This window comes from Bombella dulcis (genome assembly GCF_026385505.1).
Taxonomy (GTDB): domain Bacteria; phylum Pseudomonadota; class Alphaproteobacteria; order Acetobacterales; family Acetobacteraceae; genus Bombella; species Bombella dulcis.
In genome coordinates this window covers 1-17,081 of record NZ_JANIDV010000002.1, presented here as the reverse complement: position 1 = coordinate 17,081, position 17,081 = coordinate 1, and the positions used below count along the sequence as shown (strand labels likewise).

14 protein-coding genes are annotated in these 17,081 nt (G+C 55.6%); 6 read left to right on the top strand and 8 right to left on the bottom strand.

What is annotated here, in order from left to right; genetic code table 11:
- Positions 1–29: 29 nt before the first annotated feature.
- Positions 30–3,599: an autotransporter domain-containing protein gene (locus NQF87_RS03525; RefSeq protein WP_266127056.1), complete on the bottom strand. Its 3,570-nt coding sequence runs from the start codon at positions 3,597–3,599 to the stop codon at positions 30–32.
- Between the two features lie 265 nt (positions 3,600–3,864).
- On the bottom strand, positions 3,865–4,320 hold the full coding sequence (locus tag NQF87_RS03520; protein WP_266127345.1) for an RrF2 family transcriptional regulator: 456 nt from the start codon (positions 4,318–4,320) through the stop codon (positions 3,865–3,867).
- A 189-nt stretch (positions 4,321–4,509) separates the two neighbouring features.
- On the opposite strand from NQF87_RS03520, the gene cysK reads away from it, so the two are divergent.
- Positions 4,510–5,511 (top strand): cysteine synthase A, encoded by a 1,002-nt coding sequence (gene cysK, locus NQF87_RS03515; RefSeq protein ID WP_323670706.1) that lies wholly within the window; start codon positions 4,510–4,512, stop codon positions 5,509–5,511.
- 99 nt (positions 5,512–5,610) lie between these two features.
- Here cysK and NQF87_RS03510 read toward each other — a convergent pair whose 3' ends face one another.
- Positions 5,611–6,381, bottom strand: coding sequence for an SDR family NAD(P)-dependent oxidoreductase (locus NQF87_RS03510; protein WP_266127055.1), 771 nt, complete (start codon positions 6,379–6,381; stop codon positions 5,611–5,613).
- A 488-nt stretch (positions 6,382–6,869) separates the two neighbouring features.
- On the opposite strand from NQF87_RS03510, the gene tauD reads away from it, so the two are divergent.
- From tauD to NQF87_RS03485, 5 genes are all read left to right on the top strand, one after another.
- Entirely contained in the window at positions 6,870–7,772 is a 903-nt protein-coding gene (tauD, locus tag NQF87_RS03505; RefSeq protein ID WP_266127054.1) for a taurine dioxygenase, read from the top strand.
- A gap of 8 nt (positions 7,773–7,780) precedes the next feature.
- Positions 7,781–9,136, top strand: a complete 1,356-nt coding sequence (locus NQF87_RS03500) for an amino acid permease (RefSeq protein WP_266127053.1) — start codon at positions 7,781–7,783, stop codon at positions 9,134–9,136.
- 85 nt (positions 9,137–9,221) lie between these two features.
- On the top strand, positions 9,222–10,118 hold the full coding sequence (locus NQF87_RS03495) for a TonB-dependent receptor plug domain-containing protein (protein ID WP_266127052.1): 897 nt from the start codon (positions 9,222–9,224) through the stop codon (positions 10,116–10,118).
- Positions 10,112–11,335 carry a TonB-dependent receptor domain-containing protein gene (locus tag NQF87_RS03490; RefSeq protein WP_266127051.1) on the top strand — a complete coding sequence of 408 codons (1,224 nt, stop codon included), beginning with the start codon at positions 10,112–10,114 and terminating at the stop codon, positions 11,333–11,335. The genes NQF87_RS03495 and NQF87_RS03490 overlap by 7 nt, the downstream gene beginning before the upstream one ends.
- Positions 11,332–11,541, top strand: coding sequence for a hypothetical protein (locus tag NQF87_RS03485; RefSeq protein WP_266127050.1), 210 nt, complete (start codon positions 11,332–11,334; stop codon positions 11,539–11,541). Before NQF87_RS03490 ends, NQF87_RS03485 begins: the two co-directional genes overlap by 4 nt.
- 80 nt (positions 11,542–11,621) lie before the next feature.
- Here NQF87_RS03485 and NQF87_RS03480 read toward each other — a convergent pair whose 3' ends face one another.
- The 5 genes from NQF87_RS03480 to NQF87_RS03460 form a co-directional block, all read right to left on the bottom strand.
- Positions 11,622–12,026, bottom strand: coding sequence for a DUF934 domain-containing protein (locus NQF87_RS03480; RefSeq protein WP_266127049.1), 405 nt, complete (start codon positions 12,024–12,026; stop codon positions 11,622–11,624).
- Positions 12,013–13,695, bottom strand: coding sequence for a nitrite/sulfite reductase (locus tag NQF87_RS03475; protein ID WP_266127048.1), 1,683 nt, complete (start codon positions 13,693–13,695; stop codon positions 12,013–12,015). Before NQF87_RS03475 ends, NQF87_RS03480 begins: the two co-directional genes overlap by 14 nt.
- Positions 13,692–14,033: a DUF2849 domain-containing protein gene (locus NQF87_RS03470; RefSeq protein ID WP_266127047.1), complete on the bottom strand. Its 342-nt coding sequence runs from the start codon at positions 14,031–14,033 to the stop codon at positions 13,692–13,694. Before NQF87_RS03470 ends, NQF87_RS03475 begins: the two co-directional genes overlap by 4 nt.
- Positions 14,033–15,478, bottom strand: coding sequence for a siroheme synthase CysG (gene cysG, locus NQF87_RS03465; RefSeq protein ID WP_266127046.1), 1,446 nt, complete (start codon positions 15,476–15,478; stop codon positions 14,033–14,035). Before cysG ends, NQF87_RS03470 begins: the two co-directional genes overlap by 1 nt.
- Before the next feature lie 1,039 nt (positions 15,479–16,517).
- Positions 16,518–16,817, bottom strand: a complete 300-nt coding sequence (locus NQF87_RS03460) for a hypothetical protein (RefSeq protein WP_266127045.1) — start codon at positions 16,815–16,817, stop codon at positions 16,518–16,520.
- Between the last annotated feature and the right edge of the window lie 264 nt (positions 16,818–17,081).

Sequence of the window (17,081 nt, the reverse complement as noted above, 5' to 3'; positions counted from 1 at the left end):
AAAACCCGAAATCTTCTCTAAACACTATATTAAAAACTGACTTTAACAGACCCTGTAGCTCCACTGTCCATAGCATGCTCTCCATACTGACCTGTATAAGAGAGATCCAAATCAACACGATCACTAACCTTAGCAGCAACACCTGCTTTAACCACCGCAGCATCGCGAGCCAGTAACACACCGTTGACATTCATGTCGTTACCACCATCCATGAAACGTTCCGTTCGATTAGAACCCAAACTTCCATAAGTACGGCGATAAGCCGCCATAGCATGAGCCCGCAACCAAACATCACCTACCTGGAAACGACGTGCTACACGGAAACCAAAAGTCGTAAAACCTACGCTACGGTCCCTAGACTGACTATACAAAGCAGCTACGCCATGCTCATGGAAACGACCCGCATACTGGTTGACATAAGCTCCCTCAATGAATGGTTCGAACTGAAGTTTATTAAAATCGAACTTATAGCTCAATTCCGTAAAGGCTCGAGCTGTTCCGTTACGATAACTGCTGGTCTGGCGCCCACCAAAATCAACCACCTGAACATGCCGTCGCATGTTCATCAGATTCCACGTATAGAATGCGCCGAGCCGTAGATTAAAGCGGCCCCAATGAGAACCAGCATAAGCACCAAGACTAATATTATTACTATTCCCCGAAGAATCACTGGCACCATTTGCATTAAACATAGAATGCCCATATGCGATCATGCCACCCAGACGCCACCTATCATCAACAGGTGTATCCACGCCTATAACAAAACCCGCCGTCTCATGATGCAGCAAAGTCGCATTCCCGGCACCTCCATTGTGCCCTAAACTACCATACGCTTGCCCCCACATAATGGCATGATCTTTATAGCAACGGGATTCTTTGCGGCGAGTATGAAGATCATAATGTCCACGGGTAAACACATTATCATCATCGTCACACCCGGCATCAGCCAAACGGTCTAACACCGCCTGCTCTAGCAGATAACTATCTTGGATCAGGGCCGTACGAGCGGACGCATGAATATCACCAGACAAATTAGTCAGAGCGCGACGTGCCTCACCAGCTGAATTAACACCACTAATAGCACGAACTACAACATTGCTGTCCGGAAGTGCATCCAATACACGACCAACTTCACGCTGATTACCATTCCCAGCTACACTACTAAACGTTGTTGAAGCATTACGCGAATAAATCACATCTACAGCTTGATTCTCAAACACTAAATATGGCGTCAAGAACAACGTATCTGGCAAATTACCCGTCAGCGCATTGTCATGATTAGCACTAACAGTACCTGTTGTTGTTAAGATACGATATCCATCCCCCACATGAATACTCCCTCCATCATTTCTAACAAGATTGAGAGTTGCACTATTCAGCTGGGCATCGCCATTCACATGAATCAAGCCACTATTAAGCTGATGGTAAGAACCAGTCAGAGAACGGCCTACCGTGTCAATTACACCATTACCACGGCTATAACCCGTCGCATTATTCAGCGTAATATAAGAATTCGCAGCAAGTGGTGAAGACCCCACCCCGACAGATAGAACAGACTGATTATTCGGGCCACCATTCATTGTTAATGCTGTACCCTGATGGCCTACAGAACCAATATTCAATGTTCCTACAGATTGATTCCAATTGGCCTCAACCGTACCGCCACCATCAACAGTCGTGACCGCCGCAGCACCATCATCCGTCGTATTCCCCGTCAATCGAGCCCCGTTCTCAACCCTAATGCCAGAAGACGAAGTATTGCTACTAGCCGACTCTTCGCCATAACCGCTGGCTAAAGCCAAGGTTGTATCCTTGCCGGAAACAACAGTCTCACCCGTATAGCCATTATCATGGTTAGCGAGATACAACGTCCCACCACCTGTAGCATTCAAACCGCCAGTGCCTACTACACCGCCACGGAGATAAGTACTCTGCTGATTTGTGTCGAACGTTCCGTGTCGTACAGCTTCACCAGAAGGCTGCCCATCAACCAGATAAACATTCGAATCGACGTGAAGGTCACTACCTTGACGGTTCTTTATAATGCCATTACCATATACAAATAGACCACTATTATTAGTCGAAACACTCTTATCTACTTGTGCAGCACTACTAGTAATGCCACTATTACCATTGCTATCACCGACTATAAGAGTACCAGTGCTAACATTCGCATTAGATTGATCTTCCCCACCAACCTTCAGCTGCCCATCACTCTTGATATTAACTGTACCAGCATCATTAATGATGCCACCACTAGTCACACCTACAGAATAAAGAGGATGAGTTCCCGCACCAGCACCAACCGTCAGGCCACCCTGTCCTATTTCCAATCGTCCACCAGCCTGAGATGTCCCACCCGAGGCGGAGCCAACACTAAGAGAGCTATTCGAAGCAAGGTGATCATCCGTATCTTGGCCACCAACAGACACGCCATAAGCTGCCACGTTACCACCCTGTTGGATATTCAAATGACCCACGCCCTGATTGCCAACCGTCAGATTACCCGTACTACCACTACCCAGCAAGCTCAGCCTAGATTGATCAGCATTACCGTCCTGTCCATTACCGACAACCACACTACCTATGGAACCGGCTTGATTACCAATAATTACGTTACCACCAGTGGTAAACGTACCACCGTTTTGAATATTCATATTGGCTTGACCGCCATCAGCGACCACTGTGGTAGACGTGCCACCCTGGCCGTTATTGACTGTCAGTGAAGACCCAGATCCATCAACTGTTACACTCCCCTGCGCACCAGATTTACTCCCCAGATTCACATCACCATTGACAACGGCCTTACCCCCCTGTGCAACGGACAGAGCACCCGTGCCGTCTACGCCAACGGACATGCCTCCAGCGTTTACCGCCAAGCCACTCCCAGTTCCCTCGACCCTGACGCTACCATTCCCCTCTTTGTAGTTTCCCACCAAAAGGGACTGCACCTCAACCTGTCCACCATTTTGAACATTCAACCGATTCTCTTGCTTCGCTGGACTAGCGCCATAAGTCGCATCCCCATTACCAACCACCAGCTGACCATAAGGCCGTAATACCTGACCGCTGGCATCCGTCTGTCCACGAAGAAGTAGGATGCCATTCTTATCAACCGTCAATGTAGCAGAATCATTGGCAGCAAGCCCAACCTCTGTCTCGCCACCAGAAATGATGCCTCCGAGATTATCACCATTCCCCGTTAAAGTAAGCGACCCATTACCCCGGACGAACGTATATCCATTGTACACATTCTGACCCGTAAAGGTTACGTTATTAGGCTGAACTTGCTGCACATCATTCACAGTCCCGCCAGTATTAATATCCACACCGCCAGCTTTCTCTAGCGTAGCCGCAGTATCGGAATTGCCGAAAATGCTACCAGAAAAAACCTGATTCGTATCCGTTCCATCTCCCTTAACACGATACACGCTACTGCCTGTATTAAGATTACCCTGAGACGGGAGAACCGATACTTCATTAAAGGTAACATTCTGATCATTAAAAGCATCAGCAGCACGGGCAGACGTAAAAACATGCCCGAAAGGCGTCACCTCCACACAAAACAACGCTGCTGTGAACAAGAGTTTATTACGCATGTTTCCTCCCATGCCATGCTGGTCCCCTCAAAATACGCCCCAAAAATGAGACTCGAAGGGTACACACCTCGAAAGATACAGTCTCTTCGTCGAGAAACGATAACAAAATTTTAACAAACGGACAACCTGCTTGTGGATCCATAAGATAACATAAAGATAATGAAAAGATTTTTTTTCACCTCAAATTGATAAAAAAATTACTGTAACATCACCGAATAGATTCGCCCCACAAACTGCAATCATTCATTAAAACAACAGAAAGAAGCTAAATGCTGAAACAAATAGGCACTTGTCGGGGCCGTTCCAGCCCCTCACGTTCCGCCTGCTGAAGCAGGTCCGCCAGCGTAAGCCCTGAAAGACGCTCCTTCACGCCTCCATTCAGCTCCGCCCAGAGGGGCGAAATGACCAGGGACTGAAGGGGATTACTGTCCTTCTCCTGCAGAGGGGTGGTGTCTTCCCGGCCCCCGACAGCGCAGACGATTTCATGCAGGTTCACCACCCGTGGGGAACGGCCCAGCCTGTACCCCCCTTTCGGCCCGCGGACACTGTCCAGAAGACCGGCACGGGACAGGGCCTGGAGCACAGGCTCGATCCCCCGCCGCAGCAGGCCACTGCGCCGTGCAATGTCCGCTCCGCTCACAACCCCGGAACGTCCGGCATGAAACGCCACATCAAGCATGATGGACAGGGCTGTCAGGATACGGTCATTCTTCAGATACATCATTCACTCTTCGGCCAGCAAAGCATCAGCCCCTATTTAGCTGATCTCACGTCATAGAAAAGGGGTTTATGAGAATGGCTCTCGTTTCTTTGAGAATTCTTCAGGTAATCCATCAGGAGTGACATGACGAATACCAAGCAGACCTGCTAGTCTGGTTCACAGCACCATCATGGCAAGGAGTACCAAGAGATGACAGGATCATCCTCCTCAAAATTTCCTTTTCCACTTTCCAGCACCCCTTTCGCAGAACCGCGCGGCCATGTCTATCCATCCTTCATGGAAGTCGTGGGCGGGACGCCGCTGGTGGCCATTCCCCATCTGACGGAGAAAGAAGGGCTGAAAGCACATGTGCTGCTCAAGCTGGAATTCTTCAATCCGCTGGCATCCGTCAAGGACCGCATCGGCGTGGCCATGCTGCGGGAAGCCCAGGAAAAAGGCCTCATCACTCCGGGCAAGTCCATCCTTGTGGAGCCGACCTCCGGCAATACCGGCATTGGCCTTGCCTTCGCCGCAGCGGCCATGGGCTACAAGATGATCGTCACCATGCCGGAAAGTGCCTCCATGGAACGGCGGAAAATGCTGGCCCTGATGGGAGTGACACTGGAGCTGACCCCCGCCCAGCAGGGCATGAAAGGGGCCATCACCAAGGCACAGGAAATCCTGAAAGCGACCAGGGACGCCTGGATGCCCAGCCAGTTCACCAACCCGGCCAATCCGAAAGTGCATGAGGAAACGACGGCCGAAGAAATCTGGACCGATACCGCCGGTGCCGTGGATGCCGTCATTGCTGGCCTCGGTACGGGTGGCACGGCATCCGGCATTGCCCATGCCCTCAAACCTCGCAAGGAAGGGCTGAAAGTCTTCGGGCTGGAACCTTCAGAAAGTGCCGTCCTCAATGGTGATGACCCCGGCCCGCATGGCATCCAGGGGCTTGGCCCGGGCTTCAAGCCGGATACGCTGGATGTCCGTGCGCTGGACAAGGTCATCCCCGTCACCGAGCATGATGCCCTGACGACGGCCCGCCTCTGCGCCAGCACCGAAGGTCTGCCGATTGGCATTTCTGCCGGTGCTGCTCTCTTTGCTGCCATGGAACTGGCAAAGAAAGACGAATGGGCAGGCAAGACCATTGTGGCCATCATTCCCGATTTTGCGGAGCGTTATCTGTCCACGCCGCTTTTTGCCGGCCTGTAAGACCGGAACACCATAAAAAAAGCCTCCACCCTTTGTGTCAGGGCGGAGGCTTTTTTTATGCCGGGAAGGCCAGTGGCCTCCCCTCACAGAGACTTTACCTCATTCAGAGGTATAGCCACCGTCAATCACCAGCTCAGTGGCCGTGACGAATTTGGACTCATCGGAAGCCAGGTACAGGACACCGTTGGCCACATCTTCCGGCGTGCCCAGATGACCGACCGGGTGAATGTCCACCAGATGCTGGTAAGCAGCCTTGTCCGTATGGGTCAGCTCATCAACCAGCGGTGTCTGGATGTAGCCCGGGCAGACACTGTTGATGCGGATCTTGTACCCGCTGCGGGCACAATGCAGGGCCGCAGACTTGGTGAGCATCTTCACGCCACCCTTGGAAGACCCGTAAGCGGCCAGATTGGGAATCCCGACCAGCGCAGAGCTGGAACACATGTTGACGATGGAACCACCATCACCACCATTCAGCTCACGCATGGCTGCGACAGCATATTTCGTACCGAGGAACACACCATCCAGATTGATGGACTGCACACGCCGCCAGTCTTCCAGGGACGTGCTCTCGATGGTGCCATCGAAGGCAATGCCAGCGTTATTGACGACGATGTCCAGACGGCCATCATGCTCCTTGATGGCAGCCATCGTCTTCTTCCACTCATCTTCCTTCGCCACGTTCAGCGGCAGGAAGCAGGCCTTGCCACCAGCCTTGCGGATCTCTTCGACAACCTCTTCACCCCCCTTGGGGTTGAGGTCTGCCACGATGACCTTGGCACCTTCCTTGGCCAGAACCTTGGCAATCCCCTTGCCGATTCCGCTACCTGCACCAGTTACGAGTGCAATCTTTCCAGAAATCCGTCCCATCTGTCATCTCCTCAGATAAAGATTCTGTTGTCACGCTACTCTCTTTACACAAAACATCTTTGACTTATATCAAAATAACGGCGGCCCCATGACTGTGAGGCTACGTCCTCTACCGTATATTTTACTGGGTTCCGCAGTTTACGGCGTTTTTCATATTCACTGACCATTAATGCATATCATCCATGCCCATAAGGCACGTCCATCCCTCCAGGGACCTTCCGTGCCCGTCCTGCTGCATGGCCCGTCAGGAATGGAATCTTTTCATACGAAATAATATCGTTATTTAAAAATCCCCTTCCCTCCATCATTCACACCCATGACAGGCATGAATCGAATAGGGAAATAATCCTTACAAAACAGAATGTTATAAAAAATATTGCCTCAGTGTTCATTTTTCACTTTCAAATTTGAATGATTGCCCCATTATGACAATGCAATCTGTTGTTTTAATAAATCACTATCATTTTCTGTTTTATGGAGTTTCCATCATGGCTTCCACCGCCTTTGCCTCCTCCTTCCCGCTCCCCGCCAACACGGAACTGAAGACCATTCCCCTCAGCCCCGCCATCGGGGCCATCGTGGAAGGCGTGGACCTCTCACAGCCCCTGTCCCCTTCACAGAGGGACAGCATCCATCACCTGCTTCTGCGCCATCAGGTCCTCTTCTTCCGCAAACAGACCATTTCTCCGGCCCAGCAGCGTGACTTCGCCCGCAATTTTGGCAGATTGCATCTCCATCCCATCTTCCCCACCGTGCCTGACGTGCCGGAAGCCATCGTGCTGGACACGGCCAAGAACGACCTGCGTGACAACGCCCTCTGGCACACGGATGTCACCTTCCAGCAGGAGCCGCCGATGGGGGCCGTCCTGACCAGCCGCCTCCTGCCGGAGACAGGCGGTGGAGACACGCTCTGGGCCAGCGGCACGGCTGCCTATGATGCCCTCTCTGATGGCATGAAACAGCGCATTGATACGCTGACAGCCCAGCATGACTTCCTCCGCTCCTTCCCGGTTTCCCGTTATGGGCGGACAGCAGAAGAGCTGGAAAAATGGGCCGAAACACGCAACAATTTCCCGCCCGTGACACATCCTGTCGTCCGCATTCATCCGGAGACAGGCGCGAAGGCCCTGTTCGTAAGTGAAGGTTTCACAACCGAAATCAATGAGGTGGACCCCGAAGAGGGCGCCGCCCTATTGGCTTATCTGACCCGTCATGCCACAAGGCCGGAGTTTTCCATCCGCTGGCGTTGGGAGGAAGGCGATGTCGCCTTCTGGGACAACCGGATCACCCAGCATTACGCCGTGAATGACTATCTCCCGGCCCGGCGGATCATGAACCGTGTTACCATCATCGGGGACCGTCCTTATGGCCCCGCACGTCAGGAAGGATAAAAAGCCCGATGAGCCAGCCCACCAGCACTGCGACATCCGCCTCCTCCAGCCCCGCCGTAAACCGTTTCAGGGGGCTGCATGTCGCCATGATCTCCATTGGCGGCATCATCGGGGCAGGACTGTTTGTGGGGACATCCGCCACCATCGCCGCCGCCGGTCCTGCCGTTCTTCTCTCCTATCTTGCGGCAGGGCTTGTTGTCTGGCTGGTCATGCGGCTGCTGGGGGGACTGGCCATCAATGCACGGGGACAAGGCTCCTTCATCACCCATATCGCCACCCATAACGGCCCGAAGGCCGCTTTCGTCACCGGCTGGAGCTATGCCTTCCTCTGGGCCGTGACAGCCGGGGCACAGGCAGTTGCAGGCGGAATGATCATCGGGCGTCTGGCGGGCATTGCTCCGCTCTGGGGTGCCCTTGTCCTTGTCGCCATTGCCTGGACCATCAACCGCCTGTCCCTGCGCCATTACGGACAGGCGGAAACGGGGCTTTCCATCTTCAAGCTACTTTTCCTGGGGGGCTTCATCGCCCTCGGGCTGGGCTGGCTCATCCTGTCCGGCCACCCCCTGACCCAGGCCCTTGACAACATGACCTCACATGGTGGCCTGTTCCCCAAAGGGAGCTGGGCCGTCATCGGGGCCGTTCCCATGATCGTGCAGACCTTCACGGGCTGTGAAATCGCCATCATCGCCGCAACGGACAGCGACCGGCCCCTGCGTGCCATCGCCCGTACCATGCGGCGGCTCCCGCTGCAGGTCCTGTTCTTCTATGCAGGATCGGTACTGGTCATCATCTCCCTGCTGCCGTGGAATGACGTGCATGTCGGGCAGCCCCCCTTCCTGAGCGTGCTGGAATATCTCAGGGTTCCGCTGGCCCGCTATGCCGCCATTGCGGTGACGCTGGTTGCCGTCCTGTCCTGCCTCAACTCGGCTGTCTATGTCGTGTCCCGTACCCTGCGTGAGCTGGCAGACCTCCGCCTTGCCCCGCAGAAACTGACCCTTGAAACCGCCCAGCAGGTCCCCATCTGGTCCCTGCGCCTGACGACCCTGCTGGAACTGATCGTCATTGCCGCCGCCATCGGCTCACCAGAGACGATCTACCCCATTCTTCTCGGGTCATCAGGCGGGCTGATCCTGTTCATCTATTTCATGATCGCCATTGCCTACTGGCTCTGGGGACGGCAGTCGCAGACAGCCACGGCCCTGCCTGTGGCCAGAGGGCTGACCATTCTCATTCCCGTCCTGGGGGCAATCCTTCTTATTCTGCCGTCAGCACGGGGCGATACCCTTCTGTCCCTCGTGGTCATTCTCCTTCTGGCACTGGGCAGCCTGGTGTTTGTCTCCCGGCGATGTCTGAGCAGGGCCTGATCGTTCTTCCAGTAAAGCCGGGACAGCTCCGTCCCGGCAGCCTGCCCTTCTTCGCCTAACGGACATACAATGAAAACGTACCGGGATGGGCCTTACCGGCCTGTCCGTGCCCTTCGTCATGCCTGCTTCCGCACAGACCATCAGCGTCCATGAGTCTTCAGAAACGGATGATCATGCCCATCATGCGCCTGCCCGCCATACTGGCAGAAGAACAGGCCGCATCGGGTCATCATCACGCCATTCTGGCATGGCCACGGTCCGGCAGTCCCGTTCTCCAGCACTGGCAACCATCAGGACGAAACACCATTCCCGCAAAGACGTTCTTGGCGGCTATGAATCCCTTTCCGTCCACACCCACCATATCGTGCAGGGCACACAGCTCGTGCTGGGCCATAAGCAGCTGGAGCAGCAGGTGCCCGGCACCAATCCGCTCCGCACGCTGGCCCAGATGCCGGGGGTGCAGTTCCAGTCCGATGATCCGCAGGGTGTTGATACCTACTCGACACAGCTTTACATGCACGGCTTCGTCCAGAACGAAATCGGCATGACGCTGGATGGCCTGCCCATCGGCGAGCCAACCTTCCGCAACTATAACGGGCTGAACCCGCTACAGGCCATTTCCTCAGAGAATGTGGAGCGGCTGGAAGTCACCCAGAGTGCCGGGGCAGAAAGTACGGCCAGTACCAACAATCTGGGCGGCAGCATCAATTACGTCTCCAGCAACCCCAAAAATAAAATGGGAGGGCTGGTTGCACAGACCTTCGGCAGCAATGCGCTGTTCCATTCCTTCTTCCGGTTTGATTCCGGCAGGCTGAATGAGAGCGGCACAAAGTTCTACGTCTCCTACATGCGCAACCAGGGCGACAAATGGAAAGGCGGCGGAGACCAGTTCATGCAGCAGGTCAATGCAAGCTGGTCCAGCCCATCGGGGAGCGGAGCCAGGTTTCCGCCTTCTTCAACTGGGACGCCCTCCAGATGGTGAACTATCAGGATTACGCTCCCAGCTGGCTGGACCAGGCCGGGTCCCGGCTGGACAATTTCTACGGGCGGCCCGGCGCATGGGCACGGGCCTATCGGGCAGCACAGGGCCAGTATCCTGCCTCCTATAACGGGCTGACGGACCCCAAGGATGTTTCCTATTACGACAGTACGGCCAGTTCATCCGACCTGTTCGGAGGCATCAAGGCTGATCTTGCCCTGACCGACCGCCTGACATGGCGGAGCAGCCTCTATGGCCATAGCGAGACCGGGCACGGCACCTATGCCAGCCCTTATGCCTACCAGAATGGCGTTGATACGGTGCAGCTCAATGGTGGTCCCATTTTTGAACAGGTCCGCCGCCCTGCCATTGAACGGTTTGGCGGGCTGACCTCCTTCGACTACCGGCTGAAGCGACATGATCTCTCAACGGGCTTCTGGTACGAGAACAACCAGTATGATTCCTACGCCTATGCCTACCAGCAGCCCAACAGCCCCGACGGCACGCCTCTAAATCCCTTCGGGAGCTTCAGGGGTGTTCCCGGCCGGACGCTCTGGGGGCAGCGTTATAATACCAACAGTTTCACCGCCTTCGTGCAGGACACCGATCACCCCATCAGGTCCGTTGCGCTGCATTTTGGCTTCAAGTCCATCCTCAATACGACCCGTGTGGGCCATGCAACCAACTGGGAACCCCGCTTTCCCACTCTGGCCAGCGGGGAGAGCCTGACAACCGCCAAGGCTTTCCTGCCCCATATCAGCGGGGACTGGCATTTCCTCCGCCATCATGAACTGTTCTTCGACATTTCAGAGAATGCCCATGCCTACAGCCAGTCCGGCTATAATTCCAGCAACTCGCCTTTTGCAGTCTCCCAGCTGGCCTATGATGCCACGAAAGGCAGCCTGAAGCCGGAAACGGCATGGACCTTTGCCGCAGGCTATCGCTACAGCGACAGGCTCATCCAGAGCAACCTGTATCTCTACAGGACGAACTTTCATAACCGCCTCCAGCAGATTCTGGGCAGTGCAGGGGCCGGGTCCATCCTCACCAACAACACCTCCACCGTGCAGAATGTGAGAGGTGTGACTATGGATGGCGGCATCTGCAGGCCTATGTCGATACCCAGTATTACGGCAGACGCAGCTATGACTATGTTGGTGACTACAAGCTGCCAACCTACTGGCTGGCCAATTTCGGCCTCATCTACACGCTGGACATGACCCATCTCGGGATGCACAACCCCACAGCCGTGCGGAATCTGGTCTTCGCCTTCAACATCTACAATCTGGCCAATACCAGATACGCCTCCACCGTGGGCCAGAATGGCTTCACGATGGATAACAGGAACGGAGCGGCCTACAACAACCAGTCCATTCTTCTTGGCGCACCCCGCCAGTTCTTCGGGTCCGTCAAGGCGGAATTCTGAAAACGGCACGCCATACAGAATGGGCCGGAAAGGAACATCCCTTCCGGCCCATTCTGTATACTCACTCAGGAACCACCCTTTCAGGCAGGGCTGACGGCGGTATTCTGATAATAGAACTGATAGCGGCCCAGCTGTTCTTCCCAGTCCTTCACATTGGCGTCTTCAGACAGAGCCACACTGTCGAACCCGCAGCGTCTGAGATGGATGGCCTGATCCGGCAGAAGATGACCGGAGGCCCGGATTTCACCTTCATAGCCTTCATATTCCCGCAGGGACCGGGCCTGCGTGAAAGCCCGTCCATCCCGGAAGATGGGAAATTCCAGCACGATCAGCGTCAGGCTGCCAAGATAGGGATGCAGCTCCTCCACCTCGACATCCTGCGGCAGGGAAATGGCCGTCCCCTGCTGACTGTCCTTCCACTCCGCAAAAGGAACGGGAGAGGCAACGTCCAGCGTTTTACGCCCGCTGAGATCAAACAGTTTCATATGCCACCTCCTTGAAGGCTTTCAGGCCGCACCGCTTGAGCATGGCGGAGAAGGTCTCTCCCTTCTGCCGCTGCCCAAGATAGAATTCCACAATCCGGGCCACGGCATCCACGGCTTCATCCTCTGCAAAGGACGGCCCCAGAATCCCGCCGATGGCTGCCTGCTCTCCAGCATCACCCCCCAGAAGAATCTGGTAGGTCTCGGCTCCCCGCTTGTCGACACCCAGAAGGCCGATATTGCCCACATGATGATGCCCGCAGGCATTGATGCAGCCGGACATATGAATGCTCAGCGTACCAATCTCGGCCTGCAGGGCAGCATCCCCGAACCGGGCACCCAGCTTTTGCGCCAGCGGCAGGGAGCGGGCATTGGCCAGATTGCAGTAATCCAGCCCCGGGCAGCTCACGATGTCGCTGATAAGACCAACATTCGGGGCAGCAAGACCCAGTGCCTTCAGGCCCTGCCACAGCTCATGAAGCTGGTCCTTACGGACATGCCCGAACACCAGATTCTGAAGATGCGTGACCCGCACCTCCCCGAATGAAAGACGCTCGGAAAGGTCTGCCAGACCATGCATCTGCTCGACTGTCACATCGCCGGGAATGTCGCCCGGTGTCTTCAGGGAAATGACCGCACAGACATGGCCTTCATCCTGATGGGGGTGCGTGTTGCTCGCCACCCAGCGGGCAAAAGCGGGATCAGCCTTTTTATGCTGCTCCAGCACGTCCGCCGCATCTGCCGGAGCCTTGAGGTCCGGCAGGGCGAAACGGGCACGGATCTGCGCCACATGCTCCGGTGTCAGCCTGTAGGCGGCACAGTCCATGCGGCCCAGCTCCTCCTCCACAGCCGTGCGGAAGGCTTCCAGACCAATGGTCTGCACCAGAATCTTGATGCGGGCCTTGTAGAGATTATCCCGCCGCCCGAAGGCGTTATAGACACGCAGAACGGCTTCCAGCGTGGCGATCAGGTCTTCTTCCTTCACGGAATCAAACAGTTCCCGACCGACAACCGGTGTCCGTCCCAGTCCACCACCCACAAAGAGGCGGAAAAGCGGGCCATTTTCACCGGGGCGGGCCAGCAGGCCAATATCATGGAAGCGGGCCGCCACACGGTCTTCCGGGCTGCCGGAAATGGCAATCTTGAACTTGCGGGGCAGGAAGGTGAATTCCGGATGCAGGGTGGACCACTGCCGCACGATCTCGGCATGAATGCGGGGGTCCATCAGCTCATCCTTTGCCGCTCCGGCGAATTCATCGGACGTGACGTTGCGGATGCAGTTGCCACTGGTCTGGATGGCGTGCATGTCCACCTCGGCCAGCTCCCGCAGGATGGTCGGAACATCCTTCAGGGCAATCCAGTTGAACTGAATGTTCTGACGGGTGGTGAAATGGCCGTAATTCCGGTCATATTTTGCCGCAATGTCAGCCAGTTTATGCAGCTGGCGGCTGTCCAGCACACCATACGGGATGGCCACCCGCAGCATGTAGGCATGGAGCTGAAGATAGACCCCGTTCATCAGCCGCAGGGGCTTGAACTCTTCCTCACCCAGCTCACCGGAAAGACGGCGGCGGACCTGCCCTTCAAACTCATTAATGCGTTCCTGAAGGAAGACCCTGTCCCGCTCTTCATACTGGTAATGCCCGACAGACCGTGAAGCAGGCTGTGTCATAACGCACTCTCCTTTTCCCGCACCGGGGCATGATCATAAGAAAAATCAGGGTGAACACTTGGCCCGTGGGCACGGATGGCCTCCCGTGTCGTCACAGGTTCAGGCGGCTGGGTATCCCTGGCCACGACTTCATAGACACTCACCACCTCTTTCTGCCCGGCTTCCGCAAGGGCACGTTCCAGAGCCGGGCCGGCATCCTCATAAGTGAAGCGGATGGCTCCGGTAATGGATTCATGCCAGTGGTCTCCTTCACCAAGCCAGACAATACGGCCATCCAACAGGCGGCTTGCTGTCAGCAGCAGGATTTCCCCTTCTCCCGGACGGGACAGACGTTTCATCAGGCACTCTCCTTCAGTGTGCTATGGCCGGGCACAGCCTGCATCACCTCACCCCGGTGATGCACCACTTCTCCCACAATGATCAGTACGGGACTCTGAAGCCCCTGACGGCGGACATTCCCGGCTATCGTGCCCAGCGTACCCGTCACGCAACGCTGGTCGGCACAGGACCCACGATAGACAACCGCCACAGGCCAGCTTTCCGGCAGGCCATGCGCCTGCATCTGCTGGCACAGCTCCGCCATGGAACTCAACCCCATATAGATGACAACCGTCTGGCCCCGCCGGGCCAGGCTGGGCCAGTGCAGATTCAGCGTACCATCAGCCCGGGCATGGCCTGTCACGACCACACAGCTCTGGGCACAGTCACGGTGCGTCAATGGAATGCCAGCCGCTGCGGCACAGCCATTCGCCGCCGTGATGCCGGGGATGACCCGCACCGGTACATTGGCCGCCAGAAGGGTATCCATTTCCTCACCCCCACGCCCGAACACGAAAGGATCACCGCCCTTCAACCGCAGGACCCGTTCACCCCGCCGGGCACGGCGCAGCATCTCGGCCTCTATGTCGCTCTGGGGAAGCGTATGGTGGCTCCGCTTCTTGCCGACATAGACACGCTCGGCATCACGCCGCACACGGTCCAGAACTTCCGGAGCCACGAGATTGTCATACAGCACGCTATCAGCATTCTGCATCAGGCGCAGGGCCGCAAGGGTCAGCCAGTCCGGATTGCCCGGCCCGGCTCCCACGAGCCAGACTTCACCCTGGGGACGATCCGCTTCGCCTTCAGCGGCCTCCACGAGCTGCTCCAGCTGTGACCGTGCCCGCTCCTCCTCTCCGGCCAGAGCGGCCTCATAGGCCGGACCATCCACGAAGAATTCCCAGACACGCTGCCGCTGCTTCATCCCCGGCAGGCGGTCCTTCAGCCAGTCCCGCTGCTTCTGCATGAAACGGGCCGCCTCACCCATCCGGGCAGGGAGCATGGCCTCGACCATCTGCCGCACACGACGGGCCAGAACCGGAGACGCTCCCCCCGTGGTGATGGCCACCTGCACGGGAGACCGATCCACAAGAGCCGGGGTGATGAAACTGGACAGAGCTGGAGCATCCACCACACAGACCGGCACCCGCAGCGCATGAGCCTGACGGGCCACCATCCCGTTGACGGCCTCATCATCCGTGGCGGCAAACACCAGTGCCATGTCAGGCAGAATGATCCGAAGAGCCTCTTCCTCCACTTTACCCTGCCAGAACACGGCCTGCCCCTGCTCCACCAGAGCTGCCAGCTCAGGATGCAGGGTCTCAGCCCAGATATGCAGCATCCGGCACCGTCCCTTCAGCAGGCGCATCTTCTGCACGGCCACCTGCCCACCCCCTACAACGAGGGCATCACGCTGGTCCGTCCGCAGGACAATGGGCAGATAAGAAAAGGGCTTCGTCGTCATGCGGGGGAGCATGTCAAATCTTGAACAAAAATCAACTCATTATTTTGTTGTTTTTAGAAAATAACTATAAAATTTAGTGGAAAATATTTCCTGCCCGTCCACACCGAAATCACGGGCGGATCAGATCATGCACTGATAAATGGTTGAGTCTGGTCCATGCACGGGCAACTGGAGAGCCTCCCAGTAATCCTGCCCAACCCGGGAATCTGCTTCAATCCACACATTCTGCGGCAATGTTTCGGGAGAACAGCTGCCCGCATGTTTCGTCGCCGCTTTCATTCCCAGCTTGTACAGATGCCCCCCGACACCCCGTGAACCATGATAACTGATGATGTACGTACCCCCACTCTGCTCCGACACGCCAATGAAATAAAAGTGGTTGCCGTCGCCCTGTATCCCCAGCTACACTTCCGCATTGTGCAGTATCTTCTGCTCCTTTATGAGCTGCGGGTCAAGGCGTAACCGGTCCGGCATATTTCTGGCGAGCAACCCAAAACGGACATGTTCAAAGGCTGCATTCATGACCACCCTGGGGTTAACCCTGCCCAGATTGGTTGCCATCATGGAACAACAGATATCAGCAGAATGCATTCCGGGATGGATAGCATTCTCCGTGGCAATGACGCCCCCAACGGTAATGGTCAGACAGCATCCTGTTCCCGAGAGCCGTGAGAGACGGCAGGTAATGTCCCCCCGGAATACCGGCCTCAACCAGGTCTCCATTTGTAATTACATCAGTCATCATGAAATTCCCTGTCCAATGATGACCTTCTTACAGGAAAACAGGCCATGAATCGATTTATTCTCTTCATTACCAGATAACGGAACGCTGACGGGCAGTATCTGTCCCATGCTCCCATCCCTGTCTCACGGGACTGTGAAAACACTTGCAGCGTTAAATTACTTTTTAAATTTGATCATGATAATCATTCTTAAATAGGAGAAACAGCCTTGCCCGTCCCGTTTCCTGCACGCCGCTACAGGGACTTTTCATCCTGAGAAGTATCCCCATGCCGTAGCCGCAGAAACGCCACAGCCCTCAGAAAACAGGGAACATGCGACACATGGCCAGGCCACTCCCGACAAGAAACAGCCCGTAGAATCCATCCGTGTCCACGGGAAAACCCGCACCCTTTTGGCAGGCACGGGGCAGGCTGGGGGCATCATCAATGCCGTCAACAAACGCCCCACGAAGAACCAGACCAATGTCATGTCCGTTCAGGAAGAGAGCTATGCCCGACATCAGGGAGCCATGGATATTGGCGGCACCATTGACAGGCAGCACCACTGGATGTGGCGTTTCAACTGGCTGATCCGCAAGTCGAGTACCTTCGCTCATCACATCACGAACAATGGAATCTATGTCGTCTCTTTCCTACGCTGTCAGTCTTCCTTCCGGACGGATTTGACCTTCCTAAGTAGCTATGAACAGCTTAATGCCGAGTCCAGCTTACAGTTTTTCTACCTTATGCCAACACAGTCGTGCCACCCCATCATAGGTATCTATCCCGCAACTTTCTTTCTGGAGGTCGTGGTATTCGAACTTCACCCGTGTTCCCCAACCAGTCCGCTATTCGGTCATCTTCCAAGGAGCAAGTCAAAC

What these genes read in the sequence shown, in the direction of transcription:
- NQF87_RS03520 (WP_266127345.1), bottom strand. Translation starts at nt 4,320, where the DNA reads ATGTATCTGAAGAATGACCGTATCCTGACAGCCCTGTCCATCATGCTT.
- NQF87_RS03510 (WP_266127055.1), bottom strand. Translation starts at nt 6,381, where the DNA reads ATGGGACGGATTTCTGGAAAGATTGCACTCGTAACTGGTGCAGGTAGC.
- NQF87_RS03460 (WP_266127045.1), bottom strand. Translation starts at nt 16,817, where the DNA reads ATGAGCGAAGGTACTCGACTTGCGGATCAGCCAGTTGAAACGCCACAT.
- NQF87_RS03480 (WP_266127049.1), bottom strand. Translation starts at nt 12,026, where the DNA reads ATGAAACTGTTTGATCTCAGCGGGCGTAAAACGCTGGACGTTGCCTCT.
- NQF87_RS03525 (WP_266127056.1), bottom strand. Translation starts at nt 3,599, where the DNA reads ATGCGTAATAAACTCTTGTTCACAGCAGCGTTGTTTTGTGTGGAGGTG.
- NQF87_RS03470 (WP_266127047.1), bottom strand. Translation starts at nt 14,033, where the DNA reads ATGAAACGTCTGTCCCGTCCGGGAGAAGGGGAAATCCTGCTGCTGACA.
- tauD (WP_266127054.1), top strand. Translation starts at nt 6,870, where the DNA reads ATGGCTTCCACCGCCTTTGCCTCCTCCTTCCCGCTCCCCGCCAACACG.
- NQF87_RS03475 (WP_266127048.1), bottom strand. Translation starts at nt 13,695, where the DNA reads ATGACACAGCCTGCTTCACGGTCTGTCGGGCATTACCAGTATGAAGAG.
- NQF87_RS03500 (WP_266127053.1), top strand. Translation starts at nt 7,781, where the DNA reads ATGAGCCAGCCCACCAGCACTGCGACATCCGCCTCCTCCAGCCCCGCC.
- NQF87_RS03495 (WP_266127052.1), top strand. Translation starts at nt 9,222, where the DNA reads ATGGGCCTTACCGGCCTGTCCGTGCCCTTCGTCATGCCTGCTTCCGCA.
- cysK (WP_323670706.1), top strand. Translation starts at nt 4,510, where the DNA reads ATGACAGGATCATCCTCCTCAAAATTTCCTTTTCCACTTTCCAGCACC.
- NQF87_RS03490 (WP_266127051.1), top strand. Translation starts at nt 10,112, where the DNA reads ATGGTGAACTATCAGGATTACGCTCCCAGCTGGCTGGACCAGGCCGGG.
- cysG (WP_266127046.1), bottom strand. Translation starts at nt 15,478, where the DNA reads ATGACGACGAAGCCCTTTTCTTATCTGCCCATTGTCCTGCGGACGGAC.
- NQF87_RS03485 (WP_266127050.1), top strand. Translation starts at nt 11,332, where the DNA reads ATGACCCATCTCGGGATGCACAACCCCACAGCCGTGCGGAATCTGGTC.